Consider the following 22,483-nt stretch of genomic DNA (forward strand, 5'->3'; position numbering starts at 1 on the left):
ATCATGCATTTTTAATTGGCTTAAAGCGGACGTGGATACTGTCGATAGACCTTCTCAATGTCGCTCAGAACATCCTCGGACAGCCTAACCTGGTGCGCCGCAATATCGGTCTTCAACTGATCGACGGTCGTAGCGCCGATGATGGCCGAGGTCATGAACGGACGTGTCAGTGCAAAGGCAATCGCCATCTGGGCAATGCCGAGACCGTGCTTCTTCGCAACATCGATATAGGCGCGAATTGCAGGCTCTGAGTGAACATTGTTCCGCCAGATGCCGCCTTCGGAAATGGCTGCGCGTGAACCGGCGGGCAGCTTGCCGCCCAGATATTTCCCGGTCAGCACACCAGCTGCAAGCGTCGAATAGGCAAGCAATCCAACATCTTCGCAGAGCGCCAGTTCTGCCATGTCAAAATCGAACTGGCGCTGCAGAAGACTATACTCATTCTGGATTGAGGCGATGCGCGGCAAACCGTGCTGCTCCGCCAACCGAAGCCACTGCATAGTTCCCCAGGCTGTCTCGTTGGAAAGACCGATATGCCTGATCTTTCCGTCCCGAACCATGTCTCCCAGTCCGAGCAGAACATCATGCATCTGTTGGGTTTCTGCCACTCTATCCGTGTTGGACGGATCGAAGCTCCAACTCTGGCCGAAATGGTAGTGCGCACGCATCGGCCAATGGACCTGATAGAGGTCAATATAGTCCGTCTGAAGCCGTTTCAGGCTACTCTCTACCGCCTCACGAACGCTGGCTCGGCTCGGCCTGGCGCCGTCTCGAATCCACTTCTGTCTGCCGCCACCGGCGATCTTGCTCGCCAGTACGATTTTGTCACGTTGTCCAGATTTCTTGAGCCAACTGCCGATGTAGGTCTCTGTCTTGCCATAGCTTTCCGCGCTCATCGGAATGGCATATCCCTCAGCTGTATCAATGAAGTTGATACCGGCATCGAGAGCAATGTCGAGCTGCTCATGAGCATCAGACTCGGTATTCTGTACGCCCCAGGTCATGGTGCCGAGGCAAATTTCAGTGACAGTAAGGCCGGTACGGCCCAAAGGCTTCATTTTCACGAGAATTTTCCGGATCGATTATTCGCAACTACGCGATATGAGAATGGAGCCAATTGATAGCCCTGCTCCACCATGACTGACAAGCCTGTCGCGGAAGTTTTAGGATAAACTATAGAAACCGTTCTGCCGAATAGGGTTTCGGATCAACGAATGGCTCTTCTCCGACAAGCATTTCAGCGAGCAAATGTCCTGTCGCAGGCCCAAGCGTCAACCCGTGATGAGCGTGGCCGAAATTGAACCAAAGGCCCTTATGTTTTGGCGCGGCCCCAATCACCGGGCGCATATCCGGCAGGCAGGGACGCAATCCAAGCCATGGTGTTGTTTCGACGGCGTCTCCCAACTGGGGCACAAGCTTCCGCGCTATTTTCTCGTCCTTCTTGAGCTGTATACGGTTGGCAGGTGCGTCAGGCGAAGCAAACTCTATGCCTGTGGACAGCCGCACACCCTGCACCATTGGGGCAAGAACATAGCCTGCTTCTTCATCCACCACCGTATGACCGAGCCGCGAACCGTCCTTCATGGTGAAATGAAGATGATGGCCACGCTTGATGCCAAGCGGTATTGGATAACCGAATTTCCTGAAAATGAGGCCGGATTGAGGACCGAGTGCTACGACAACGTCCCGCGCATGGACAATGCCCTCCTCCGTCGTCACCTGCCAGCCATTCTCATTCTGTGTAAGGGTCGCGGCATCTCCGTGAACGAAGATGCCACCATTCCTGCGAAACAGATCCGCATAGGCTTTAACCAGCCCACCGGGGTTCACAACAGTCTTGGGATCGAGCCAGTGAATGCCGCCGGCCACATCGCCAAGCGACGTTTCGCGCTGGCGCAGCGCTGACGCATCCAGAATGTCATAGGACAGTTTGAAACGCTGCAGATCGGGCAAACGGCGCACTGTTGCGTCGAATGCCGAAGATGTCCGGAACACTTCGATCCATCCTTGAGACCGGATCAACCGTTCACTGCCTGACTGGGCCACCAAAGTATCATGCTCGCGGACACTCGCTTCAATCAACGGCAGCATGGCGTTCGTGGCAATCTTCAACCGCTCCGGCGACGATTCCCGCCAATATCGAAACAGCCAACGAGCCATCTTCGGTATGTAAAACGGGTTGTAGCGAACGTCTGAACGACGGTTCATGCCGTAGCGGACAAGCGTCCAGAAGCCTTGCGGGAAGGAATAGGGAATGACGCTCGACCGCTCGATTAGACCGGCATTGCCGAAACTGGTGCCGTTGCCGGGGTCACTTTTGTCGATCAGGCAGACTGAACGGCCTCGTGCCTGCAGATGTAGTGCCGTGGACACGCCAACAATACCCGCGCCCAGAACGATGACATCTTGTTGCTGAATCGACATTTCTGGCATCCACAAATCAAACAAATAAACGCGCCGATTGGAGCCAGCGCGTTGTTGCTTACAGCAAAGAGCTGTGTCTTTTACAAGCAATCAGTAGATGTCGAAGTCGAAATATTTCTTCACGATCGTGGCATAGGTTCCATCGTCGCGAATTTTCTTGATTGCCGCATTGAACTGCTCGCGCAGATCGTCATCACCCTGACGAAGCGCAATTCCGGTATCAGTCTGCGTGCCGGGAATATCGCCGATAAGTTTGCAACAATCCGCACCGTCACCTTTGATCCAATCAGAGATCGGAAATTTGTCGGAAACAACCGCATCAAGGCGCCCGTTTTTCAAGTCTGCATTGGCTTCATCGGCAGTCGGGTAAAGCTTCACGTCGGCGCCAGCCTTGCCGTAGACATCTTCCGCATAGTTACCCTGCGTCGTCGATCCCTGGGCACCAACCGACTTTCCCTTGAATGCTTCGGCATCCAGCGATGTGATCGGGCTATCCTTCGGCACGGCAACGGACAGTGGTGTGGAATAATACTTATCCGTGAACGCTACTTCTTTCTTGCGCTCTTCCGTGATGCTCATCGACGCAATGACCGCATCGAACTTGTTCGACTTCAGGCCGGGAATCATCCCGTCCCAGTCGTTAGCAACAATTGTGCACTTGGCGTCCATAGCCTTGCACAGAGCATTGGCTATTTCGACATCAAGCCCTTGAAGCGAACCGTCCGCCGCTACGAAATTGAAAGGCGGATACGCACCTTCAGTAGCGATGCGAATTTCCTTCCATTCCTTGGCCTGCGCCGGCAAGGCAGCGATTACAGATGCAACGCCCGCAAATAGGATGGCTTTCAACATAACTATTCCCCTTACTGCTTTGTTATCGTTGTAATTGGCAGGGCATCCCCCGCGAATGGCAGCGCCTCATTATTATGCGCTTGCCATGACTGAAGCACCGGACGCCTTCCACTGCAAGCAGGTTCTGAAGGTGTCCGGAGCGTAATTTGTCACATCAATAGATGTCGAAATCGAAATACTTCTTGCGGATCGTTTCGTAGGTGCCGTCGTCACGGATTTTCTTGATCGCTGCGTTGAACTGTTCACGCAGGTCGTCGTCCCCCTTGCGCAGGGCAACAGCGATCTTCGTTTCAGAACCCGGAATGTCGCCGAGGAACTTGCAGCAATTTGCGCCCTGCTTTTTCAGCCAATCTGCGGCGAGGAATTTGTCAGCAGCGATTGCGTCCAGACGACCGCTTTCGAGATCGGCATTGGCTTCATCAGCCGTCGGGTAAAGCTTCACATCCGCGCCAGCCTTGCCGTAGACGTCATCGGCATAGTTGCCCTGCGTCGTACCAGCCTGTGCGCCAACCGTCTTTCCATCGAATGCCGACGGATCGAGCGAGGTCATATCCGTATCGTTTGGCACGACAACAGCAAGCGGGGTCGTGTAATAGCGCTCGGTGAAAGCAACCTGCTTTTCGCGCTCTTCGGTAATGGCCATCGAAGCAATGACTGCGTCGAACTTGTTGGCCTGCAGTCCCGGAATCATGCCATCCCAATCATTGGCAACAATCGTGCACTTGGCTTCCATTGCTTCGCAAAGCGCATTCGCGATATCGAGATCAAAACCTTCAAGCTTGCCGTCTGGTGACATGTAGTTGAATGGAGGATATGCGCCTTCGCTGGCGATGCGGATTTCTTTCCATTCCTTTGCCTGGACCGGCAGAACGAGAAAGACAGAGGCCAGACCGGCCAGCAAAACTGATTTCAACATGACTTTCCTACTTCTTCAGAACGCAGCCCGAAAATATAAACCAGTTTTCGGGCAAACTGCGCGGATAGAGACACATCAGGCGGATGAACGTTCATCTGTCTGGTTGGATCGGGGAATGCGCTTAAATCCGATCCCGTTCAATTGCAACTTTGGTAGAACTGACTTGCCGAATACCAAAATGCAAAAAGGGTCTGTTGCGCGCAAACGCAACAGACCCCGCATTCATACGGCAGGAGTTATCAAGCGACCATGCGTGCGCAATGGTCTTCCTGTGCATAGGCCTTGCCAAAGCGGTTCGCGAGGAACGCCGCAAGAGTGATATCTTCCTGACGGATAAAGCCCTGCTGCGGAAGATCGCCCTTCGCCAGCATGTCGAGCACGGCGCAGATTGCCGAAGCTGTGGTGATCTGGATGCCCGAACGAACGATCTTGCCAACCGGAGCGGCGTAAACCTTGTTCGCGTAAGTTTCCTGAACCAGACGACCATTCTTGGTGCCCGAAACGGTCACGAAAATCACCACGACGTCCTGAAGGGTCGTCGGCAGGGCATTTTCGAAGATGTCCTTGAGCACTTCACGGCGATGACGCAGGCCGAGATCGTTGAGGAGCGCCTTCATCAGCGCAACGTGACCCGGGTAGCGGATGGTGCGGTAGTTGAGCGTGCGAACTTTGCCTTCCAGCGTTTCGCAGAGCGTGCCGAGACCACCGGAAGTATTGAAAGCTTCGTAGGTAACGCCGTCAAGCGAGAACTCTTCGCGTTCTTCGAGAGCAGGAACTTCTGTCAGTTCGCCATTCACAATGGCTTCACATGGCTCGATATATTCGTTGATGACGCCGTCGGTGCTCCAGGTCAGGTTGTAGTTCAGAGCATTCGAAGGGTACTGCGGCAGAGCGCCAACGCGCATACGAACACTGTCGAGCTTGTCGAAACGCTTCGCCAGATCATAGGCAACGATGGAGATGAAGCCAGGAGCCAGGCCACATTGCGGAATGAAAGCGGTCTTGGCTTCCTTCGCAAGTTCCTTGACGCGGCGTGTGCTGGCAACATCTTCGGTCAGGTCGAGATAGTGAACGCCTGCCTTGGCAGCAGCTTCAGCGATGCGGGTCGTCAAATGGAATGGAGCGGCGCTGAGTACGGCGAACTTGCCGCTCAGAGCAGCTTCAAGAGCCTTGGCATCTTCGATATCAAGCGCCTGCGTCTTGACTTCTGCACCCGATTCCAGTGCATCGAGCTGCGCCTGAGAGCGGTCGACAACGGTAACGGCATACTCGCCCGTGGAAGCGAGAAGATCGGCAATGGTGGCGCCGATTTTGCCTGCACCGACAACAACGATCTCTTTCATGTAACTTTCCCCTTGGAATGCAATTCGGATATGCAAGAATCGCATAGTTCCATGCAAAAAGAAGCATACAAACCGACGATATGACGTTGTTTGTTTGTGCATATTGACGTATTTAATATGCATTATGACGACAGAAGCCGATCTTACCCTCATCGCCCTCCTCCGTGAAAACGCCCGCGCCTCGACAGCCGACCTCGCACGGCGCCTCGGCGTATCCCGAACTACCGTCCAAAGCCGCATCGAAAAGCTTGAAAAACGTGGGGTTATCGAGGGCTACACAGTGCGAATCGCACCTGAATTCGAGCGCGATCTGGTCCGCGCCCATGTGCTCGTGACCGCGCTACCCAAGCTCGCGCCCAAAGTCGAAACAGCTCTGCGCGGTATGATGGCCGTCCGTTCGCTCCATTCTGTCAGCGGACATTTCGATATGATCGTCGTTGTGGAAGCCCCATCCATACAGGAACTTGACGCCGTTCTGGATCGGATAGGCGCGCTGGAAGGCGTCGAGCGCACGATGTCATCGATCATCCTTTCGACACGGATCGATCGCTAAAGCACAAGGATTAGTAATGCGGCAAATGAGGCCACTCGCACCCATCAGGTGGAGACTGCCCCACTCACACGCTTTCGGCGGAAGAGCATCGCCGCAAGACCTAAAAGCACCGTGCCCGCAATGAATAGAAAGGCAGCAGCAGCGATAGCCGGGCTGATATTTTCTCGAATTGTCGAAAACATCTGGCGCGCCAGAGTGCGCTGATTTGGACCGGCCACGAACAGGGTCAGCACAACTTCATCCAACGACGTAGCGAACGCCAGCACCGCGCCTGACGCGATGCCCGGCATGGCGAGCGGAAGTGTGACTTTACGAAACACCGTTGGAGGCGATGCACCAAGACTTTCGGCTGCCAGTTCGACACGTCGGTCGATACCTGCCAAAGCGCCCGTAACACTTACCAAAACAAAGGGTATAGAAATCACGGTATGAGCAACAATCACACCAAGATAGGAATTTGCTATTCCGAGCCGGACGAACAGTAACTGCATACCGACGCCCATAACCACGGCAGGAACGACCATGGGCAAGAGGAACAGAGTTTTAATAGGGCCCGAGAAAAACAAAATCCTGCTGCGCAAACCAAGTGCGGCCATGGTTCCCAGCACAGTTGCCAAGACCGTCGTTCCTGAGCCTATAATCAGGCTGTTGACGATTGCACGCCGCCAGACATCCGCCGTTGCCAGTTCCTCAAACCAGCGCACTGACCAACCAGGCACCGGATAGGTCAGGAATACGCTGGATGTGAAAGCAAGTGGAAGAATTGCAAACAGAGGTGCAATCAAAAAGACCACAGCCGCCACGCCGAACAGGACTTTAGCGAAGCGCTCCATACTTACGCTCTCCCCCGTTCATCAGCGGTGAGCCGTCCGTAAACGGTATAGAGTACGAGGCAGGCGACGAGCAGCACGAGCCCCAAAGCACCAGCCATACCCCAGTTGGCCGAACCAGTTGCGTAATAGGCAATAATCGAGCTTATCATCTGGTCGCTCGGCCCACCAATCAATGCCGGTGTGATGTAGTAGCCGATTGCGCTCATGAAAACGAGCAGCATGCCGGACAGGATGCCGCGCATACTCAGTGGCAGAAGCACTCGCAGGAAAGCTCTCCACGGTGGCGCACCCAGCGATGCAGCGGCAGGCATCAAATTAGACGGAATCGATACGAGCACGCTGTAGATCGGAAGCACCATGAACGGTAAAAGCACATGGGTCATGGCTATCACCACCCCTGCCCTGTTAAAGATCAAGGGAAAAGGCGTATCGGTGATGCCCAGCCAGATCAGCGTATCATTGATGAGCCCCTTGTCCTGCAGGAGGATGAACCAGGCAGCAGTTCGCACCAGCAACGACGTCCAAAGGGGCAGCAGAACGGCGGCAAAAAGTACGTTTCTGACCCAGCCCTTAGACGATGCAAGTAACACAGCATAAGGGTAACCAATCGCTGCACAAGCCAAGGTCACCAGCGCGGCGATCCAGAATGTGCGCAGCATGATCGCCCGGTTGGCCGATGTGCCCTGCGCCATTGAAACAATTTCACCAGACATATCGCGTTCCATGTCCACGGCCGCGAGCAGGTTGCGATCGGTTGTCGGAGAAAGCGCGCTCGCAATCGCCTGCCAGAATTCCGGTCGGCTCCATCGCTTATCTATTGTTTCAAGGTCCGGGACTGGATCATCTTTCTCGATTTCCGAAAGCGTCTTGCTCATCAGGGTCCGAAAACCCGATTGAGCGCTGTTCAAACGGCGAACCATATCGCCTATGGCCTGCTGGTCGGTCGAAGCCTTCAGATCCGTCACCAAAGCCTGTTTCATTTCTGGTGATGGAGGCGATTGTCCGTCCCACAGACTTACAGCGTCAGCCGTCTGGGGAAGAACACGCAAAACCGCCGTATCGGACACGGCCTGCTTCATCATCACTCCGAGCGGCCACAGAAAAAACAAGGCGATGAAAACAAGCAGAGGCGCGATCAGAAACATCGCTCGGACAGTTTTGCCGGACAGAACCATCATGCCGTGATAGTCCAGCAGTCAGCGGCATTGAAACCCGCCACGACATCCGTTCCGGGCGCCCATTCGCGCGCTTTTCTATCGAGCCTCACGATAAAATCATGAGCGCTACCATCAAGCTGGATACGTAGATGATCCCCTTGATAGACACTGTCGATGACACGTGTTTTAAGAAGATTGTCCGAACCGCCCTCGCGGCCCAGTTCAATGCGCTCAGGCCGAATGGACAGGAGAACTTTCTGTCCCGTCGCCACCGTTCCCTTTGATGATGCGGTTAGGATACCCCCATCCTTCAAGCGAATAACGGCACTGGTGCCTTCCACCCGTTCGATTGTTCCTTCAGCGAGATTGGTTTCGCCTATGAATTCGGCGACGAACCGAGTCTGTGGCTCGTCATAGATTGCACGCGGCGTGCCTATCTGTTCGATTTTTCCTTTGTTGAAGACGGCGATCCGATCCGACATGGTCAGCGCTTCGCTTTGGTCATGGGTGACGAAAACAATCGTCAGTCCTAACCGGCCATGCAACGCGCGGATATCAAGTTGCATCTGCTCACGCAGTTGCTTGTCGAGCGCCCCGAGCGGTTCGTCCATTAAAACCACACCCGGTTCGAAAACCAGTGCACGGGCAAGCGCCACGCGCTGTTGCTGTCCACCGGAGAGCTGTGATGGCTTACGTTCGCGCATTGTGGAGAGTTGCACCATATCGAGCACCTTATCCACCAGCTTGCCGGTCTCGGCTTTTCCGATACCTCGCATCTGAAGCGGAAAGGCGACATTCTCGCCAACTGTCATATGCGGAAACAGAGCATAGTTCTGAAAGACCACGCCCATATTGCGCTTGTACGAAGGAACCGTATTGATTGCCCTGCCATCCACATGGATTGCTCCACTGCTTGGACTTTCAAACCCGGCAAGCATCATCAAAAGCGTCGTCTTGCCTGAACCGGAAGGGCCAAGAAGACTCACGAATTCACCTCGATCGATATCGAGGTTCAGACCATCTATGACTTTGAAATCACCGTAGGATTTGCTGATATTCTCGAAGCGGATGCGGCAGTCCGTCAATGAATCACTCCATCTTCCGGAAAACAGGGAAACCCCGCCGATATTGCACCGACGGGGCTATGACTGTGAATTATTGCGCCAGCCAGGCGTTGAAGCGCTTCGTCAACTCTTCGGAATTATCGATCCAGAAATCGACGTTGAGCGGAAGGGCGTCTTTCAGATTGGCTTCCGCAGTCGGGAGATCGGACGCGAATTCCGCTGGCACCTTGCTTGCAGCCTCCTTGTTCGGCAAACCGTAAGCGACATATTTCGGCAATTTCACCTGATTGTCAGGCTGGCTGGCAAAAGCAATGAAATCCAGCCCCGCATCCTTGTTCTCGGCATCTTTCAGGATCACCCAGCTATCGACAGCATAAATGCTGCCCGGCCAGACCACCTTGAAGTTCTTGCCTTCGCTCCTGTTTATGCCCGTGATGCGTCCGTTATAGGCCGATGCCATCACCACTTCATCCGAGGCCAGCAATTGCAACGGTTGTGCCCCTGCTTCCCACCAGACGATGTTCGGCTTCAATTCATCGAGTTTCTTGAATGCACGGTCCACACCTTCCGGTGTCGAGAGCACGTCATAAACTTCATCCTTGCTGACCCCATCGGCGAGGAGCGCGAATTCAAGCGTATACTTGGCCCCCTTACGCAACGAGCGCTTGCCTGGAAACTTCTTCACATCCCAGAAATCGGCCCAGGACTGCGGGCCATCTTTCAGCTTGTCGGCATTATAGGCAATTGCCGTCGACCACACGATCGCACCCACACCGCAATCATTGACCGCACTGTCGAGGAACTTATCCTTGCCGCCAACCTTGTCCCAGTCAATCTTCTCGTAAAGACCGTCCGCACAACCGAGAGCGAGTTCTTCAGCTTCTACCTGCACAACATCCCAGTTGGGTTTTCCGGCTTTCACCTTCGCCTGAACGACGCCATAACCACCGTCCCAGGATTCGTCCAGCAAAGGCTTTCCGGTCTTCTCGGAAAAGGGCTTGAAGTAAATTTCACGCTGGGCGTCCTGATAGTTCCCACCCCAGGAAACCACCGTCAGATCGCGGGCCGCAGCGGAGCCGGTATAAAGTGTAGTTGCGAGGAGTCCACCCATCAGGGCAAGGCGAGCAATTTTCATCGACATGTTCCCCATTTTGGCTCGACGGGTTGTTCCCGCCGTTGTTGTAATGAGGTCATGCTAACTTGATCGGTAGGCGTGGGCAATATTGTAGTCGCCCAAGAATACAAAAGTTGTATCTGCTTTGTGGGAGAGAACAAATCCGGGCGGTTTTCACCCGGATTTGTCATTTATTCACACTCAAACGCGTTCCAGCGCAATGGCAATACCCTGTCCCACACCAATGCACATCGTTGCAAGAGCATATTTGCCACCGTTGAGCGAGAGTTCGAGCGCCGCCGTACCCGTAATACGCGCCCCGGACATGCCGAGCGGATGCCCGAGCGCAATAGCGCCACCGTTCGGATTGACGCGTTTGTCGTCATCGGCAATTCCAAGATCACGCAACACTGCCAGCCCCTGCGACGCAAATGCTTCATTCAGTTCGATCACATCGAATGCATCGGGTGCTATGCCGATACGTGCAGAAAGCTTCTTTGTTGCCGGAGCCGGGCCTATGCCCATAATGCGCGGAGGAACACCCGCCGCGGCACCGCCTATAATGCGGGCAATCGGTGTAAGGTTGTATTTCTTGATGGCTGCTTCAGATGCGATGACAAGCGCGGCAGCTCCATCATTGACGCCGGAGGCATTACCCGCCGTCACGGTGCCACCCTCACGGAAGGGCGTACCCAGCTTCGCGAGTGCTTCCAAGCTGGTCGCACGTGGGTGTTCATCCTTGTCGACAACAACCGGATCACCCTTGCGTTGTGGGATGGTGACCGGAACGATTTCCTTCGCAAGGCGTCCATTGCCCTGCGCGGCTGCCGCCTTTTCCTGGCTGCGAAGTGCAAAAGCATCCTGATCCTGCCGTGAGACCGCAAAATCTTCGGCGACGTTTTCACCCGTTTCCGGCATGGAATCGACACCATATTGCTTTTTCATCAAGGGATTGATGAACCGCCAGCCGATCGTCGTGTCGAAAATTTCCGCCTTGCGTGAAAATGCGCTGTCGGCCTTGGGCATAACGAAGGGAGCGCGGCTCATGCTTTCCACACCACCAGCGACGAGCAGCTCGGCCTCGCCAGACTTGATAGCTCGCGCAGCCGTTATGACTGCATCCATTCCAGAACCGCAGAGACGGTTGATCGTCGTTCCGGACACGCCCACCGGCAATCCGGCCAGAAGCAATGACATACGCGCAACGTTGCGGTTGTCTTCCCCCGCCTGATTGGCCGAGCCGAAAATCACATCATCGACGACTTCCCAATCGACGGAACCGTTACGCTCCATAAGCGCTTTCAGTGGAATGGCCCCGAGATCATCGGCACGCACAGATGAAAGCACACCGCCATAACGACCAATGGGAGTGCGGATGTAATCGCAGATATAGGCTTCACTCATGGCATGGTCTCACAATTCGGGAACAACGAGATCGGCAACTGGGCCATCAATATGAAGCTTCGCGCCAGTCATGGTCTGAAGATCATCAAGTGTCATGGCGGCCAGTTTTTCGCGCAGCACGAAACGCCCCTTGTCGATGTCGATCACCGCATGACTGGTATAGATGCGAGTAATACATGCGACGCCGGTTAGCGGAAAAGTGCACGTTTCGACCAGCTTTGGCTCGCCTTTCTTGGTCACGTGCTCGGTGACAACGACGACTTGTTTCGCACCATGCACGAGGTCCATTGCGCCACCTACCGCAGGTACACCTTTAGCTCCTACCCGCCAATTGGCGAGATCGCCGTTCTGGGCAACCTGATAGGCGCCGAGAATCGCAACATCGAGATGTCCACCGCGCACCATCGCGAAGCTATCGGCATGATGGAAAAATGCCGCGCCAGGCTTCAGCGTAACGGCCTTTTTGCCTGCATTGATCAGGTCCCAGTCTTCTTCACCTTCGGGCGGCGCTTCACCGAAATCCAGAATGCCGTTCTCGGTATGAAAAATTGCTTCGCGTCCTTCCGGCTGATAGCGAGCGACCATTTCCGGAAAGCCAATTCCAAGGTTTACATAGGCTCCGTCCTGAATATCCTGTGCGGCGCGCCACGCGATCTGCACGTTAGACAATTTGATGTCATCATGAATATCGATCATCATGCGTAGGTCACTCCAGCGCGAATGAGTTCTTCTTCCTGCTGCGGATTTGCAACTTCGACGACACTGTCGACGAAGATACCCGGCGTGATGATGTTTTCCGGCTCTATACTACCGAGCGGAACAATTTCCGATACTTGTACAATCGTCCTTGCAGCAGCCATACACATGAGTGGATTGAAATTGCGTGCTGCCATGCGATAGGTCAGATTGCCGTGCGTATCGCCAAGATGGGCTTTAATGAGCGCAAAATCAGCTTTTAGCCAACGCTCCTGCACATAAGGGCGTCCGTCAAATTCTGCCATTACCTTGCCTTCGGCAAGTTCCGTGCCATAGGCTGTCGGCGTGTAGAAGGCTGGAATACCAGCGCCACCTGCCCGGATACGCTCGGCAAGCGTTCCTTGCGGTACGAGTTCCAGATCGATTTCACCGGCAATATACTTGTCCGTGAAAGCACGTGGATCTGAAGACCGTGGGAACGAGCAGATCATCTTGCGAACCATCCCGGCATCAATCATAGCCGCGATACCGATGCGCCCATTCCCCGCATTATTGTTGATCACCGTGAGATTCTTTGGCCCCTTGTCGATCAGGGCATGGATTAATTCTATTGGCGCGCCTGAGCCACCAAACCCCCCGATCATGACCGTAGCGCAATCACCTATCCCGGCAACGGCCTCGGCCAGACTTCCGATTGTTTTGTCCATTTTGCCTCCATACCGGAGCGTTCGAGCTTCATGCTTGCGCGTTTCCGGTCTCAATCGCGATGGAGTTAGCCACCGCGTCGGCAAAGGGTCAAACAATTTGTGCGCTATTTGACATTTGTTCATATATCGCACAAATTGATAGTTCAGATTGAGGGGATTTCATGCGCGAAACGGATTTCGTCGGAGGTTTTGCCAAGGGATTGAAAGTCATCGAAGCGTTCGGTGGAGATCAATCACGTCTTTCAATAGCGGAAGTCTCAAAAATTACCGGCCTTGATCGTGCAACCGCGCGACGGTGCCTGCTGACTCTCGCTGAGCTTGGTTATGCCGAATATGATGGGAAGTTCTTCATGCTTCTTCCCAAGATTCTTCGGCTCGGGCATGCTTATCTCTCTTTGACACCACTGCCGACAATCATTCAGCCGCATCTGGACCAGCTCTCCGATACCGTCGGCGAGAGTGCGTCCGCATCCGTTCTGGATGGAACGGAAATCGTTTATATCGCGCGGGCCTCACAAATGCGCGTGATGTCCATCAATCTGATGGCCGGAAGCAGGCTTCCAGCCTACTGTGCTTCGATGGGGCGGGTACTTTTGGCCTGGCTTCATGAACCGGAGGCGCAGGCGCTTCTCGAACGCACCGAACGGAAAGCATTGACACCATTTACGAAAGTAGAAATTGGCCCACTCATGGCAGAACTTTCCACTATTCGTGGTCAAGGTTATGCAATCAACGACCAGGAACTGGAACTTGGACTGCGCTCCATTGCGGTCCCTGTCTTAAATCATCGAGGTTTAGTGGTCGCAGCACTCAACATCGGGGCGCCCGTGGCTCATATCGAAACACATGACCTTGTGGAACGCTTCCTGCCTGCAATGCTTCAGATCCAGTCTGATTTGCGCAGCTTGCTGAGATGAACGTGGAGAATGAAAAATCCAATTTATTCTATGATGATGAATCCAGAGCGGCCAAACGCTCACGTTCCCTCAAGCGGAATGTACGCGGTGTTTCACCTGTCATCTTCAGGAAGAAGCGTGAGAAATATGCGGGATCTGAAAACCCAAGACTATAGCCGATATGTTGCACCGACGACGGCATGGCAATCAAATCGCGTCTGGCCATCTCAATCAGCTTTTTCGCAACCATGTCCTGTGTCGTTGCTCCTGTCATCTGTTTGACGGTCCGGTTGAGATGTGTTGGTGAAACGCCCAACAATTTCGCATAGAATGAAACAGGCTTGTGTTCTCGATAATAGCGGTCGATCAATTCCTGCAAGCGTTCAATGCGAGCATACCCCAATATCTGGCGGTCTTCCTGCTTCGCTGAGCTTGAAGAATAAGCGTGCCGCATGATGTAAACGAATATAACTCGAACAAAAGATTCCAGTAGGTTGTTTTTATATAGCTTTCTCGCGTGAAACTCATCTTGAATTTGCCGTAGAAGAGAAGAAAGTAGGACCAACTCCTCATCGCTTGCACCTGTCATTGAGATGAGTTGCGGCTGCATCAACCATTCCACTGTCGCATCTCCGGCCCCTCCTCCGAAAAATGACATATGAGGGCTCAGAATTGTCACGATATGACCGATTATGTCTCGAGAAAATGCAAACCCATGATTGAACCCAGGTGGCACCAGGATAGCGCACGGCGTTTGGAAGGTGCGAACGACGCCATCGAAATTCGCCTGTCCCGTACCACCTTCAATATATAAAAGCTGAAAGAAGCTCTCGTGACGATGGAGCGTAATCTCGAAATTGTGCAAGCTCGATCGAGAGAAAAGCGTTTCACAGTGCAGCCAGAAATCCGGTTTCTGCTCGTTCTCTTCTCCATAAAGCTCGTATGTTGGAACAAAATACTGCGACACTTGCCCTCCGAAAATGTTCGATTTGTACAATAAATTGCGGGAATTATCCATTGCCAGATCGAAGGTTCGCTAAAGAATAAAGGCGAACTTGCATTGGGAGGACTACATGCGCACTCAGGTCGCAATCATCGGATCAGGTCCCTCCGGCCTGCTTCTCGGTCAACTTTTGGAGAAAGCCGGGATAGACAATGTCGTACTGGATCGCGTCAGCGCGGATTACATTCTAGGCCGAGTGCGCGCCGGCGTCCTGGAAGAAGGCACTGTCAATCTGATGGATGAAGCTGGAGCGTCGGCGCGCCTTCACGTCGAAGGACTACCGCATGACGGCTTCTCACTCGCCTTTGACGGACGGGATCACCGCATCGATCTATACAAGCTGAGCGGTAAGCGCGTAATGATCTATGGTCAGACCGAAATGACGCACGATCTTATGGATGAACGGCAAAGGTCTAACACCACCAGCATTTACGAAGCCTCTAACGTAACGCCACACGATTTCGATACAGTATCGCCGTACGTCACTTACGAAAAGGGAGGGAAAACACATCGCATCAATTGCGATTTTATCGCCGGATGTGACGGGTATCACGGCATAAGCCGCAAATCAGTACCCGACAAGGCAATCGACCTCTTTGAAAAGGTCTATCCCTTCGGCTGGCTCGGTATACTGGCTGATATTCCGCCAGTCGCTCACGAGTTGATCTATGCCAACCACAAACGCGGCTTTGCGCTTTGCTCCATGCGATCACTCACACGCAGCCGTTATTATATCCAATGTTCACTGGACGAAAAAATCGAAGATTGGAGCGACCAGCGGTTTTACGATGAACTGCGCCGACGTCTTCCCGAACATCATGCCGAGGCTATGGTAATCGGGGCGTCTTTTGAAAAGTCGATTGCCCCACTACGCTCCTTCGTGGCCGAACCGATGCGTTTCGGGCGACTGTTTCTTGTCGGTGATGCCGCACATATCGTTCCCCCGACCGGTGCAAAAGGGCTCAACCTCGCTGCCAGCGACGTTCACTATCTTTATGAAGGACTGAGAGAGTTTTATCTGGACAAATCGGACGCCGGTATCGACGCCTATTCCGCCAATGCGCTTGCTCGCATCTGGAAGGCTGAGCGTTTTTCATGGTCCATGACCAAAATGCTGCACCGCTTCCCAGATATGGTTCCGTTTGACCAGAAAGTACAGGAAGCCGAGCTCGACTATTTCTGCACTTCCGAATCTGCATTGACTTCACTTGCTGAAAACTATGTGGGATTACCGTTCCGATAAGAAAACAATAATTAAGACTTATCTAATGTAAATAAATAGCATATAATATTATTAATACAGACCCTATAAAACTAATGTTTTATTTTAGAATTGATGTAGACTTCCATTTATCATTGGACCCCCGGCGTGAAGTTCCGGCCAGAACTTCTCGCTTCTAGCGCGGTCAGCTACCACATTCTGGTAGCTGACCGTGTTGGTTTTCAGGACTTCAAACCCGCAGCCTCTCGCAATGTCTGGATCAAAATCTGCATAGCAGCAGTTTGAACCATATCCGTGCGCATCGTAAGCCCTACCGGCCCTGTCGTCTCGCTTGTATCAATGGGAAGCGCGACAAGTTTTCCTTCGGAGACGTCACGCGCTGCAACGCCTTCCGAAATGATCCAAATCGCATCGCTATCGCGGACAAAGGCACGTCCGAAAGCATCGGACACAGTTTCAATCTGCACGGGCAAGCCACCAATCCCATTTGTGATCAGCAGCCGATCCACAAAAGGACGAATGATTGAATTGCGTGTCGGCATCAAAACCGGATAGTCAGCCAGGTTTTCAAAGACTGCACGTCCATCGGTTAAGGGATGCCCAGCCCGCACAAGAAACCGAACCTGCTCCGAATAAAGATGTTCGAACGAAAACCCCGTCATTTTTTCAGGTGCAGCAAGTCGCCCGACGACCAGATCGAGATCGCCCACCCGCAGTTGTTCCAAAAGAACTGCATTTTCACCCGTCACGATTTTAACCCGACTGGATGTTCTCTCAGCAAGAAACAAACTCATTGCTTTCGGCATGATGCGGGTCGAAACCGTCGGCAATGCGCCGATACGGATGGGTGGTCCTGATCCGTCTAGCTCTTGCGACACGGAATCCAACCCTTGTCGTAAGGCCGTTAGCGCCGTCCCGGCATGACGCAGGAATACTTCACCAAACCGCGTTATCCTTATGCCGCGACCGTCGCGCTCTACTACTGGAACGCCTAAAATCTCCTCAAGCTCGCGCATTGTCTTGGTCACTGCAGGCTGGCTGATGCTCAGAATTTCGGAGGCTTTGACCACACTTTTCTGTCGCGCGACCTCAACAAACGTATGCAGATGACGAAACTTGATCCTGTTCCCAATCACTTATCTATAACCCTAGAGTTATGATTTTCGGTAATAATATCATTTTACTTAACCAGTTTAAAGCACGACAGTGCTGGATGAGAGGAGAAAGCCGTGCAGTTCGCGTCCATAAACGACATCGTTGTTCATTATGATTTTCAACGGGTGAAAGGCGAAAAGCCCGTTGTGGTTTTCATCAATTCGCTTGGAACCGATTTCCGCATATGGAATGAAGTTCGCACGCGTCTGAACAAAGACGCATCGACACTCGTTTATGACAAGCGCGGTCACGGCCTTTCGGATATCGGAAACACTCCCTACACAATCGAACAGCTCGCTTCCGACCTCATTGCCCTGCTCGACAGGCTATCAATAAAGCGTACAATCATTTGCGGCCTTTCCGTCGGCGGGCTGATTGCACAGGGTGTTTATGCAGCGCGACCTGATCTTGTAACTGGGCTCATCCTGTCGAATACCGCGCATAAAATCGGCACCGCAGAGATGTGGAATGCGCGTATAGCTGCTATTCAGCAGGACGGTCTGGCAAGCATCCTCGACGCAACAATGCCACGCTGGTTCACGCCGGTCTATCGGCGCCCCGATAATCCTGCCTATCGGGCCTATTGCAATATGTTCGTTCGGCAACCGCTCGACGGCTATGCGGCCACTTGTGCTGCGCTGCGTGAAGCCGATTTAACCGAAGTAGCCAAGAATGTTTCAGTGCCGACACTTTGTCTGGTCGGCGATCAGGACGGCTCCACGCCGCCTACCCTGGTGCGCGAACTGGCAAGCCTTATTCCTGAAGCAGACTTCGCAGAGATCGCTGCCAGCGGCCATATTCCCTGCATTGAACAGCCCGATGCCTATGTCTCGCTGTTGCGTAACTTTATTTCAAACAGATTCTAGCATGGAGAATAACCATGGCTGATAATGCCGTGCGGTCGGAACGTTACAAGATTGGCATGAATGTGCGCCGTTCGGTTTTGGGCGATACGCATGTGAATCGCGCTTCGAACAGCGCGACCGACCTTGATGCCCCGTTTCAGGAGCTTATAACGGAGGCCGCATGGGGAACCGTCTGGTCACGGCCCGGCTGGACCAGGCGAGAGCGCTCGATCGTTACGATTGCGCTCCTTGCTGCACTCGGACAAGACGACGAAGTTGCCATGCATATACGCGCCACAAAAAATACCGGCGCCACAAAAGAGGACATCTGTGAAGCATTGATGCATGTCGCGATCTATGCGGGGGTTCCGGCATCGAACCACGCTTTCAAGATCGCAAAGCAGACCTATGCGCAGATGGAAGCGGAGGAAGCTGAAAAATGAAGAACAGTCTGCCGGAGACAACTCCGTTCTTTGCTCGCGATCTGTCCATGCATCCACCGGCTTACACGCCGTGGTATAAGACCTCCGTCCTTCGCTCGCCTACTCGTGCTTTGCTTTCGCTCGAAGGCACCAAAAGTGAAATTACGGGCCCGGTATTCGGGCACGGTATGCTGCACGAGTTGGATAATGACCTCATCCTCAATTATGCGCGCCCCGGCGAAATGCCGATAGGTCCGCGCATCCTTGTTCATGGTCGTGTTCTGGACGAGAGTAGCCGTCCTGTTCCAGGCGCACTGCTGGAATTCTGGCAGGCCAACGCTGGCGGGCGTTATCGCCACAAGAAAGAAACCTATCTTGCGGCCATCGACCCCAACTTCGGCGGCGTCGGTCGCACGGTCACGGACGAAAACGGCTACTACTGGTTCAAGACCATAAAGCCCGGCCCGTACCCTTGGCCAAATGGTGTGAATGACTGGCGTCCGGCTCACATCCATTTTTCTGTATTCGGTCATGGCTTTGCGCAGCGCCTCATCACACAGATGTATTTCGAGGGCGATCCGCTGATCTGGATTTGCCCGATCGTAAAAACCATTCCCGACAAATCAGCTGTCGAACGGCTGGTCGCACCTCTGGACATGAACGCTAATTTGCCGATGGATATGCTTGCCTACAAGTTTGACATTGTGTTGCGTGGGCGCCGCGCAACCTTGTTTGAAAATCGCCCGGAGGGTAACTGATATGGTGCAACCTCTCGGCTATCTGAAAGAAACCGTATCACAGACCGCGGGCCCTTACGTCCATATCGGATTGACACCCAATTTTGTCGGCATCAACGGCATTTTCGAGCAGGATCTCGGCTCCTGTCCTCTATATGATGAGAAGACGACAGGCGAACGCATCACTATCAAGGGCCATGTCATCGATGGCATGGGCGCACCACTCCGCGATGCGCTGATAGAAATATGGCAGGCTGATGCAAAAGGCCTCTATAACAGTCCCTCTGAAACCGGCGGCAAGGCCGAGCCTGGCTTTCGTGGATGGGGCCGTTGTCCGAGCCATATGGACACGGGCGAGTTCACTTTCGAGACGATCAAACCTGGCCGCGTTTCTTTCAAAGATGGCCGCCTCATGGCACCACACGTTACCTTGTGGATCGTGGCCCGCGGCATTAATCTCGGACTGCAGACGCGGATGTATTTTTCCGATGAAGCCGATGCGAATGCAGAGGATCCGGTCCTTGCACGCATCGAACATCGCAGCCGGGTGCAAACATTGATCGGTCAGCGTGATGGAAGCGTCTATCATTTTGACATCCACTTGCAGGGCGAGAAAGAAACTGTCTTTTTCGATATTTGACGCATGAGCATCTCGGTCTTCGAACATCCGTTTCTGGCACAGCTTTTCGGCGACGACGAAGAGATATTGAGCCTGTTTACTGCGGCGGCTGATATTGCTGAGATGTTGCGCTTTGAAGCGGCTCTGGCTGAAGCTCAAGCGGGGCTCGGCTTGATACCGGTCGAGGCAGGACAAGCGATCAAACAAGCCTCAGAAACGTTCGAACCCAATCTATCCGATCTGGCAAAAGCGACTGCGCGAGACGGTGTTGTCATTCCTTCATTCGTTAAGGAACTACGTCTGGCGGTCGGAACGGATTACGGTGAATACGTTCATTTCGGCGCGACGAGCCAGGATGTCATCGATACGAGCCTGATTTTGCGGTTGAAGCACGCAAGTACAATTCTTCATGGGCGAATTCAGCAACTCACACAGCGTTTCGATTGGCTTGATGCGGCGTTTGGAAAAAATACCCTGACCGGCTATACGCGCATGCAATCCGCTATCCCGATCACCGTATCCGACCGCATCTCAAGCTGGCAAAGCCCGCTCGACGCTTACGGCACAAAACTGAATACCATCGTCTTTCCTGTGCAGTTCGGAGGAGCCGCTGGAACGCTTGAAAAATTCGGCGATCAGGCACCGGCTCTGCGTGCTTTGCTGGCTGATAAACTTGGATTGCACGATAGCGCGCAATGGCATAGCCAGCGGGCTTTAATTATCGAGTTCGGCAATCTGCTTTCGCTGATTACGGGTACTCTTGGAAAATTTGGACAAGATATTGCGCTCATGGCTGAGCTGGGTACCGAACTGTCCTTGACAGGCGGCGGTGGTTCATCCGCCATGCCCCACAAGAAAAATCCGGTGTCGGCAGAGATACTGGTCAGCCTTGCCCGTTTCAATGCGGCCCAAATGGGTGGTCTTCATCAGGCAATGGTGCACGAGCAGGAGCGCTCAGGCGCAGCCTGGATGACCGAATGGATGATCCTGCCACAAATCGTTGCATCGACAGGCAGTGCTCTCAAGGTTGCGTCAACCTTGATCGATAAAGTGGTTCGGATCGGAAGCGAGCAATCCTCGGATACATAACCATCTGGGTATCATTTATAAGGAATTTTTCATTTTACATGACCAATTAGATAGGCATGCTGAAATCAGGACATTCCCTGTTGCGACAAGACGGTCACGCGCGGGAATGGTGGGCGATAGGGAGGAGAACATGAAGAAAATTGCATTAACCGCGCTTGCGGTCTTTTCACTCACAACATCGGCAGCTTATGCTGATGTTGTGAAGGTCGGCGTCATTGGTCCATTTTCAGGCCCGTTTGCTCTTCAGGGCAAGAACTTCAAGGCCGGCATCGACGCTTACATGACCGAGCACGGCAACAAGATAGGCGATGACACTGTCGAGATCGTTTATCGTGATGTACCGCAGGCTGATCCAGCACAGTCCAAGGCTCTTGCGCAGGAACTTGTAGTCAAGGAAGGCGTGCAATATCTCGCTGGCTTTTACTTCACCCCTGACGCCATGGCGGTTACGCCCATTCTCAAACAGGGCAATGTGCCAATGGTGGTCATGAATGCCGCCACTTCTTCCATCGTAACGAAGAGCCCCTATGTGGTGCGGACGTCGTTCACTACATGGCAAACGTCAACTCCGATCGCGAAGGTCGCACTCGACAAGGGTGTAAAGAAAGTCATCTCGGTTGTGAGCGATTATGGGCCAGGCGTTGATGCGGAAAACGCTTTCAAGGCGGCGTTCACAAAAGCTGGTGGTGAAGTGGTCGAAGCTATTCGCATGCCGCTCGCTACGAACGATTTCAGCCCGATCATGCAGCGTATCAAGGATTCCGGTGCGCAAGGTGTGTTTGCTTTTCTGCCGTCCGGGCCAACCACGCTTGGTTTCATGAAATCCTATGTCGACAACGGCTTGAAAGGCTCGGGCATTCAGCTTTTTGCTCCTGGTGATCTGACACAGGAATCCGATCTCCCGGCGCTTGGAGAAAATGCTCTCGGAGTTCTTACGACTTTCCACTACGCAGTCTCGCATGACTCGCCAGAGAACAAGAAGTTTGTCGAGGAAGCCCGAAAGGCCATCGGCAATCCTGTGGAATTGTCCTTCCCCTCGGTCGGTGCTTATGACGGTATGCATGTTATCTACAAGATGATCGAAGCTACCGGCGGTGAAAAGAATGCTGAAAAGGCAGTGGAGGCCGTGAAAGGCATGGAGTGGATCAGCCCCCGTGGCCCTGTATCCATCGACCCCGAAAGCCGCCATATGAAGCAGAACATCTATCTGCGCGAAGTAGCCAAGGCTGATGACGGCACCTACTATAACAAGGAAATCCAGACCTTCGAGAAGCAGGACGACCCCGGCCTAAAAGCTCAGTAGTTCTGGCATTCAAGAGTGAACGCCTTGATGCCTGAACGGGCGTAAAGCGTACGTGCTCGTGGCTCATAACTGCGTATTTTAACGCGTACCCCGAAAGCCCTTTCGCGCTTTTCGGGATACGCCCAACAG

23 protein-coding genes are annotated in these 22,483 nt (G+C 53.4%); 9 read left to right on the forward strand and 14 right to left on the reverse strand.

Annotation, left to right across the window (positions count from 1 at the left end; genetic code table 11):
- Window positions 1-20: 20 nt before the first annotated feature.
- From F9K94_RS15825 to F9K94_RS15845, 5 genes are all read right to left on the reverse strand, one after another.
- Complete coding sequence (locus F9K94_RS15825) at window positions 21-1,058, reverse strand: aldo/keto reductase (RefSeq protein WP_151647697.1); 1,038 nt, start codon at window positions 1,056-1,058, stop codon at window positions 21-23.
- A 115-nt stretch (window positions 1,059-1,173) separates the two neighbouring features.
- Window positions 1,174-2,424: an NAD(P)/FAD-dependent oxidoreductase gene (locus F9K94_RS15830; RefSeq protein ID WP_151646818.1), complete on the reverse strand. Its 1,251-nt coding sequence runs from the start codon at window positions 2,422-2,424 to the stop codon at window positions 1,174-1,176.
- Window positions 2,425-2,514: 90 nt separating this feature from the next.
- Window positions 2,515-3,276, reverse strand: a complete 762-nt coding sequence (locus F9K94_RS15835; RefSeq protein WP_151646820.1) for an ABC transporter substrate-binding protein — start codon at window positions 3,274-3,276, stop codon at window positions 2,515-2,517.
- A gap of 154 nt (window positions 3,277-3,430) precedes the next feature.
- The gene (locus F9K94_RS15840) at window positions 3,431-4,192 is read right to left on the reverse strand and encodes an ABC transporter substrate-binding protein (RefSeq protein ID WP_151646822.1); all 762 of its coding nucleotides are present in this window, start codon (window positions 4,190-4,192) and stop codon (window positions 3,431-3,433) included.
- 239 nt (window positions 4,193-4,431) lie between these two features.
- The gene (locus F9K94_RS15845; RefSeq protein WP_151646824.1) at window positions 4,432-5,535 is read right to left on the reverse strand and encodes a saccharopine dehydrogenase family protein; all 1,104 of its coding nucleotides are present in this window, start codon (window positions 5,533-5,535) and stop codon (window positions 4,432-4,434) included.
- Window positions 5,536-5,659: 124 nt separating this feature from the next.
- On the opposite strand from F9K94_RS15845, the gene F9K94_RS15850 reads away from it, so the two are divergent.
- Window positions 5,660-6,088, forward strand: coding sequence for an Lrp/AsnC family transcriptional regulator (locus F9K94_RS15850; protein WP_061347140.1), 429 nt, complete (start codon window positions 5,660-5,662; stop codon window positions 6,086-6,088).
- 44 nt (window positions 6,089-6,132) lie between these two features.
- Here F9K94_RS15850 and F9K94_RS15855 read toward each other — a convergent pair whose 3' ends face one another.
- From F9K94_RS15855 to F9K94_RS15885, 7 genes are all read right to left on the reverse strand, one after another.
- On the reverse strand, window positions 6,133-6,921 hold the full coding sequence (locus F9K94_RS15855; RefSeq protein WP_061347139.1) for an ABC transporter permease: 789 nt from the start codon (window positions 6,919-6,921) through the stop codon (window positions 6,133-6,135).
- Between the two features lie 2 nt (window positions 6,922-6,923).
- Window positions 6,924-8,099 (reverse strand): ABC transporter permease, encoded by a 1,176-nt coding sequence (locus F9K94_RS15860; protein WP_151646826.1) that lies wholly within the window; start codon window positions 8,097-8,099, stop codon window positions 6,924-6,926.
- A complete protein-coding gene (locus tag F9K94_RS15865) occupies window positions 8,096-9,163 on the reverse strand; it encodes an ABC transporter ATP-binding protein (RefSeq protein ID WP_061347137.1) in 1,068 nt (355 codons plus the stop codon). The genes F9K94_RS15860 and F9K94_RS15865 overlap by 4 nt, the downstream gene beginning before the upstream one ends.
- A 70-nt stretch (window positions 9,164-9,233) precedes the next feature.
- Complete coding sequence (locus F9K94_RS15870; protein WP_151646828.1) at window positions 9,234-10,277, reverse strand: ABC transporter substrate-binding protein; 1,044 nt, start codon at window positions 10,275-10,277, stop codon at window positions 9,234-9,236.
- Window positions 10,278-10,457: 180 nt separating this feature from the next.
- The gene (gene pcaF, locus F9K94_RS15875) at window positions 10,458-11,660 is read right to left on the reverse strand and encodes a 3-oxoadipyl-CoA thiolase (RefSeq protein WP_061347136.1); all 1,203 of its coding nucleotides are present in this window, start codon (window positions 11,658-11,660) and stop codon (window positions 10,458-10,460) included.
- 9 nt (window positions 11,661-11,669) lie between these two features.
- Window positions 11,670-12,359, reverse strand: coding sequence for a CoA transferase subunit B (locus F9K94_RS15880; protein ID WP_151646830.1), 690 nt, complete (start codon window positions 12,357-12,359; stop codon window positions 11,670-11,672).
- Window positions 12,356-13,063 (reverse strand): 3-oxoacid CoA-transferase subunit A, encoded by a 708-nt coding sequence (locus F9K94_RS15885; RefSeq protein ID WP_151646832.1) that lies wholly within the window; start codon window positions 13,061-13,063, stop codon window positions 12,356-12,358. The genes F9K94_RS15880 and F9K94_RS15885 overlap by 4 nt, the downstream gene beginning before the upstream one ends.
- Before the next feature lie 161 nt (window positions 13,064-13,224).
- Between F9K94_RS15885 and F9K94_RS15890 the strand changes: the two genes are divergently transcribed.
- Window positions 13,225-13,980 (forward strand): IclR family transcriptional regulator, encoded by a 756-nt coding sequence (locus F9K94_RS15890; RefSeq protein ID WP_151646834.1) that lies wholly within the window; start codon window positions 13,225-13,227, stop codon window positions 13,978-13,980.
- 28 nt (window positions 13,981-14,008) lie between these two features.
- On the opposite strand, the gene F9K94_RS15895 is transcribed toward F9K94_RS15890, so the two are convergent.
- Window positions 14,009-14,926, reverse strand: coding sequence for a helix-turn-helix domain-containing protein (locus F9K94_RS15895; RefSeq protein ID WP_235920631.1), 918 nt, complete (start codon window positions 14,924-14,926; stop codon window positions 14,009-14,011).
- 106 nt (window positions 14,927-15,032) lie between these two features.
- Here F9K94_RS15895 and pobA point away from each other — a divergent pair, with 106 nt between their 5' ends.
- A complete protein-coding gene (pobA, locus tag F9K94_RS15900) occupies window positions 15,033-16,205 on the forward strand; it encodes a 4-hydroxybenzoate 3-monooxygenase (RefSeq protein ID WP_151646838.1) in 1,173 nt (390 codons plus the stop codon).
- Window positions 16,206-16,405: 200 nt separating this feature from the next.
- Here the strand turns inward: pobA and pcaQ are convergent, their stop codons facing one another.
- On the reverse strand, window positions 16,406-17,320 hold the full coding sequence (gene pcaQ, locus F9K94_RS15905) for a pca operon transcription factor PcaQ (RefSeq protein ID WP_151646840.1): 915 nt from the start codon (window positions 17,318-17,320) through the stop codon (window positions 16,406-16,408).
- 93 nt (window positions 17,321-17,413) lie between these two features.
- On the opposite strand from pcaQ, the gene pcaD reads away from it, so the two are divergent.
- The 6 genes from pcaD to F9K94_RS15935 all read left to right on the forward strand — a co-directional run bounded on the left by pcaD (window position 17,414) and on the right by F9K94_RS15935 (window position 22,354).
- Window positions 17,414-18,205 carry a 3-oxoadipate enol-lactonase gene (gene pcaD / locus F9K94_RS15910; protein ID WP_151646842.1) on the forward strand — a complete coding sequence of 264 codons (792 nt, stop codon included), beginning with the start codon at window positions 17,414-17,416 and terminating at the stop codon, window positions 18,203-18,205.
- Window positions 18,206-18,219: 14 nt separating this feature from the next.
- Complete coding sequence (pcaC, locus tag F9K94_RS15915) at window positions 18,220-18,627, forward strand: 4-carboxymuconolactone decarboxylase (RefSeq protein WP_061347128.1); 408 nt, start codon at window positions 18,220-18,222, stop codon at window positions 18,625-18,627.
- Window positions 18,624-19,364: a protocatechuate 3,4-dioxygenase subunit beta gene (gene pcaH / locus F9K94_RS15920; RefSeq protein WP_061347127.1), complete on the forward strand. Its 741-nt coding sequence runs from the start codon at window positions 18,624-18,626 to the stop codon at window positions 19,362-19,364. The genes pcaC and pcaH overlap by 4 nt, the downstream gene beginning before the upstream one ends.
- 1 nt (window position 19,365) lies before the next feature.
- A complete protein-coding gene (pcaG, locus tag F9K94_RS15925; protein WP_061347126.1) occupies window positions 19,366-19,983 on the forward strand; it encodes a protocatechuate 3,4-dioxygenase subunit alpha in 618 nt (205 codons plus the stop codon).
- Between the two features lie 3 nt (window positions 19,984-19,986).
- Window positions 19,987-21,051 (forward strand): 3-carboxy-cis,cis-muconate cycloisomerase, encoded by a 1,065-nt coding sequence (locus F9K94_RS15930; RefSeq protein ID WP_151646844.1) that lies wholly within the window; start codon window positions 19,987-19,989, stop codon window positions 21,049-21,051.
- Window positions 21,052-21,181: 130 nt separating this feature from the next.
- Window positions 21,182-22,354: an ABC transporter substrate-binding protein gene (locus tag F9K94_RS15935; RefSeq protein ID WP_151646846.1), complete on the forward strand. Its 1,173-nt coding sequence runs from the start codon at window positions 21,182-21,184 to the stop codon at window positions 22,352-22,354.
- The last annotated feature ends 129 nt before the right edge of the window (window positions 22,355-22,483 follow it).

The organism is Brucella tritici (assembly GCF_008932285.1).
GTDB lineage: Bacteria > Pseudomonadota > Alphaproteobacteria > Rhizobiales > Rhizobiaceae > Brucella > Brucella tritici.

What these genes read in the sequence shown, in the direction of transcription:
- F9K94_RS15825 (WP_151647697.1), bottom strand. Translation starts at nt 1,058, where the DNA reads ATGAAGCCTTTGGGCCGTACCGGCCTTACTGTCACTGAAATTTGCCTC.
- pobA (WP_151646838.1), top strand. Translation starts at nt 15,033, where the DNA reads ATGCGCACTCAGGTCGCAATCATCGGATCAGGTCCCTCCGGCCTGCTT.
- pcaC (WP_061347128.1), top strand. Translation starts at nt 18,220, where the DNA reads ATGGCTGATAATGCCGTGCGGTCGGAACGTTACAAGATTGGCATGAAT.
- F9K94_RS15935 (WP_151646846.1), top strand. Translation starts at nt 21,182, where the DNA reads ATGAAGAAAATTGCATTAACCGCGCTTGCGGTCTTTTCACTCACAACA.
- F9K94_RS15840 (WP_151646822.1), bottom strand. Translation starts at nt 4,192, where the DNA reads ATGTTGAAATCAGTTTTGCTGGCCGGTCTGGCCTCTGTCTTTCTCGTT.
- F9K94_RS15830 (WP_151646818.1), bottom strand. Translation starts at nt 2,424, where the DNA reads ATGTCGATTCAGCAACAAGATGTCATCGTTCTGGGCGCGGGTATTGTT.
- F9K94_RS15885 (WP_151646832.1), bottom strand. Translation starts at nt 13,063, where the DNA reads ATGGACAAAACAATCGGAAGTCTGGCCGAGGCCGTTGCCGGGATAGGT.
- F9K94_RS15845 (WP_151646824.1), bottom strand. Translation starts at nt 5,535, where the DNA reads ATGAAAGAGATCGTTGTTGTCGGTGCAGGCAAAATCGGCGCCACCATT.
- F9K94_RS15860 (WP_151646826.1), bottom strand. Translation starts at nt 8,099, where the DNA reads ATGATGGTTCTGTCCGGCAAAACTGTCCGAGCGATGTTTCTGATCGCG.
- F9K94_RS15835 (WP_151646820.1), bottom strand. Translation starts at nt 3,276, where the DNA reads ATGTTGAAAGCCATCCTATTTGCGGGCGTTGCATCTGTAATCGCTGCC.
- F9K94_RS15880 (WP_151646830.1), bottom strand. Translation starts at nt 12,359, where the DNA reads ATGATGATCGATATTCATGATGACATCAAATTGTCTAACGTGCAGATC.
- pcaG (WP_061347126.1), top strand. Translation starts at nt 19,366, where the DNA reads ATGGTGCAACCTCTCGGCTATCTGAAAGAAACCGTATCACAGACCGCG.
- F9K94_RS15855 (WP_061347139.1), bottom strand. Translation starts at nt 6,921, where the DNA reads ATGGAGCGCTTCGCTAAAGTCCTGTTCGGCGTGGCGGCTGTGGTCTTT.
- F9K94_RS15930 (WP_151646844.1), top strand. Translation starts at nt 19,987, where the DNA reads ATGAGCATCTCGGTCTTCGAACATCCGTTTCTGGCACAGCTTTTCGGC.
- F9K94_RS15870 (WP_151646828.1), bottom strand. Translation starts at nt 10,277, where the DNA reads ATGAAAATTGCTCGCCTTGCCCTGATGGGTGGACTCCTCGCAACTACA.
- F9K94_RS15890 (WP_151646834.1), top strand. Translation starts at nt 13,225, where the DNA reads ATGCGCGAAACGGATTTCGTCGGAGGTTTTGCCAAGGGATTGAAAGTC.
- pcaF (WP_061347136.1), bottom strand. Translation starts at nt 11,660, where the DNA reads ATGAGTGAAGCCTATATCTGCGATTACATCCGCACTCCCATTGGTCGT.
- pcaH (WP_061347127.1), top strand. Translation starts at nt 18,624, where the DNA reads ATGAAGAACAGTCTGCCGGAGACAACTCCGTTCTTTGCTCGCGATCTG.
- F9K94_RS15850 (WP_061347140.1), top strand. Translation starts at nt 5,660, where the DNA reads ATGACGACAGAAGCCGATCTTACCCTCATCGCCCTCCTCCGTGAAAAC.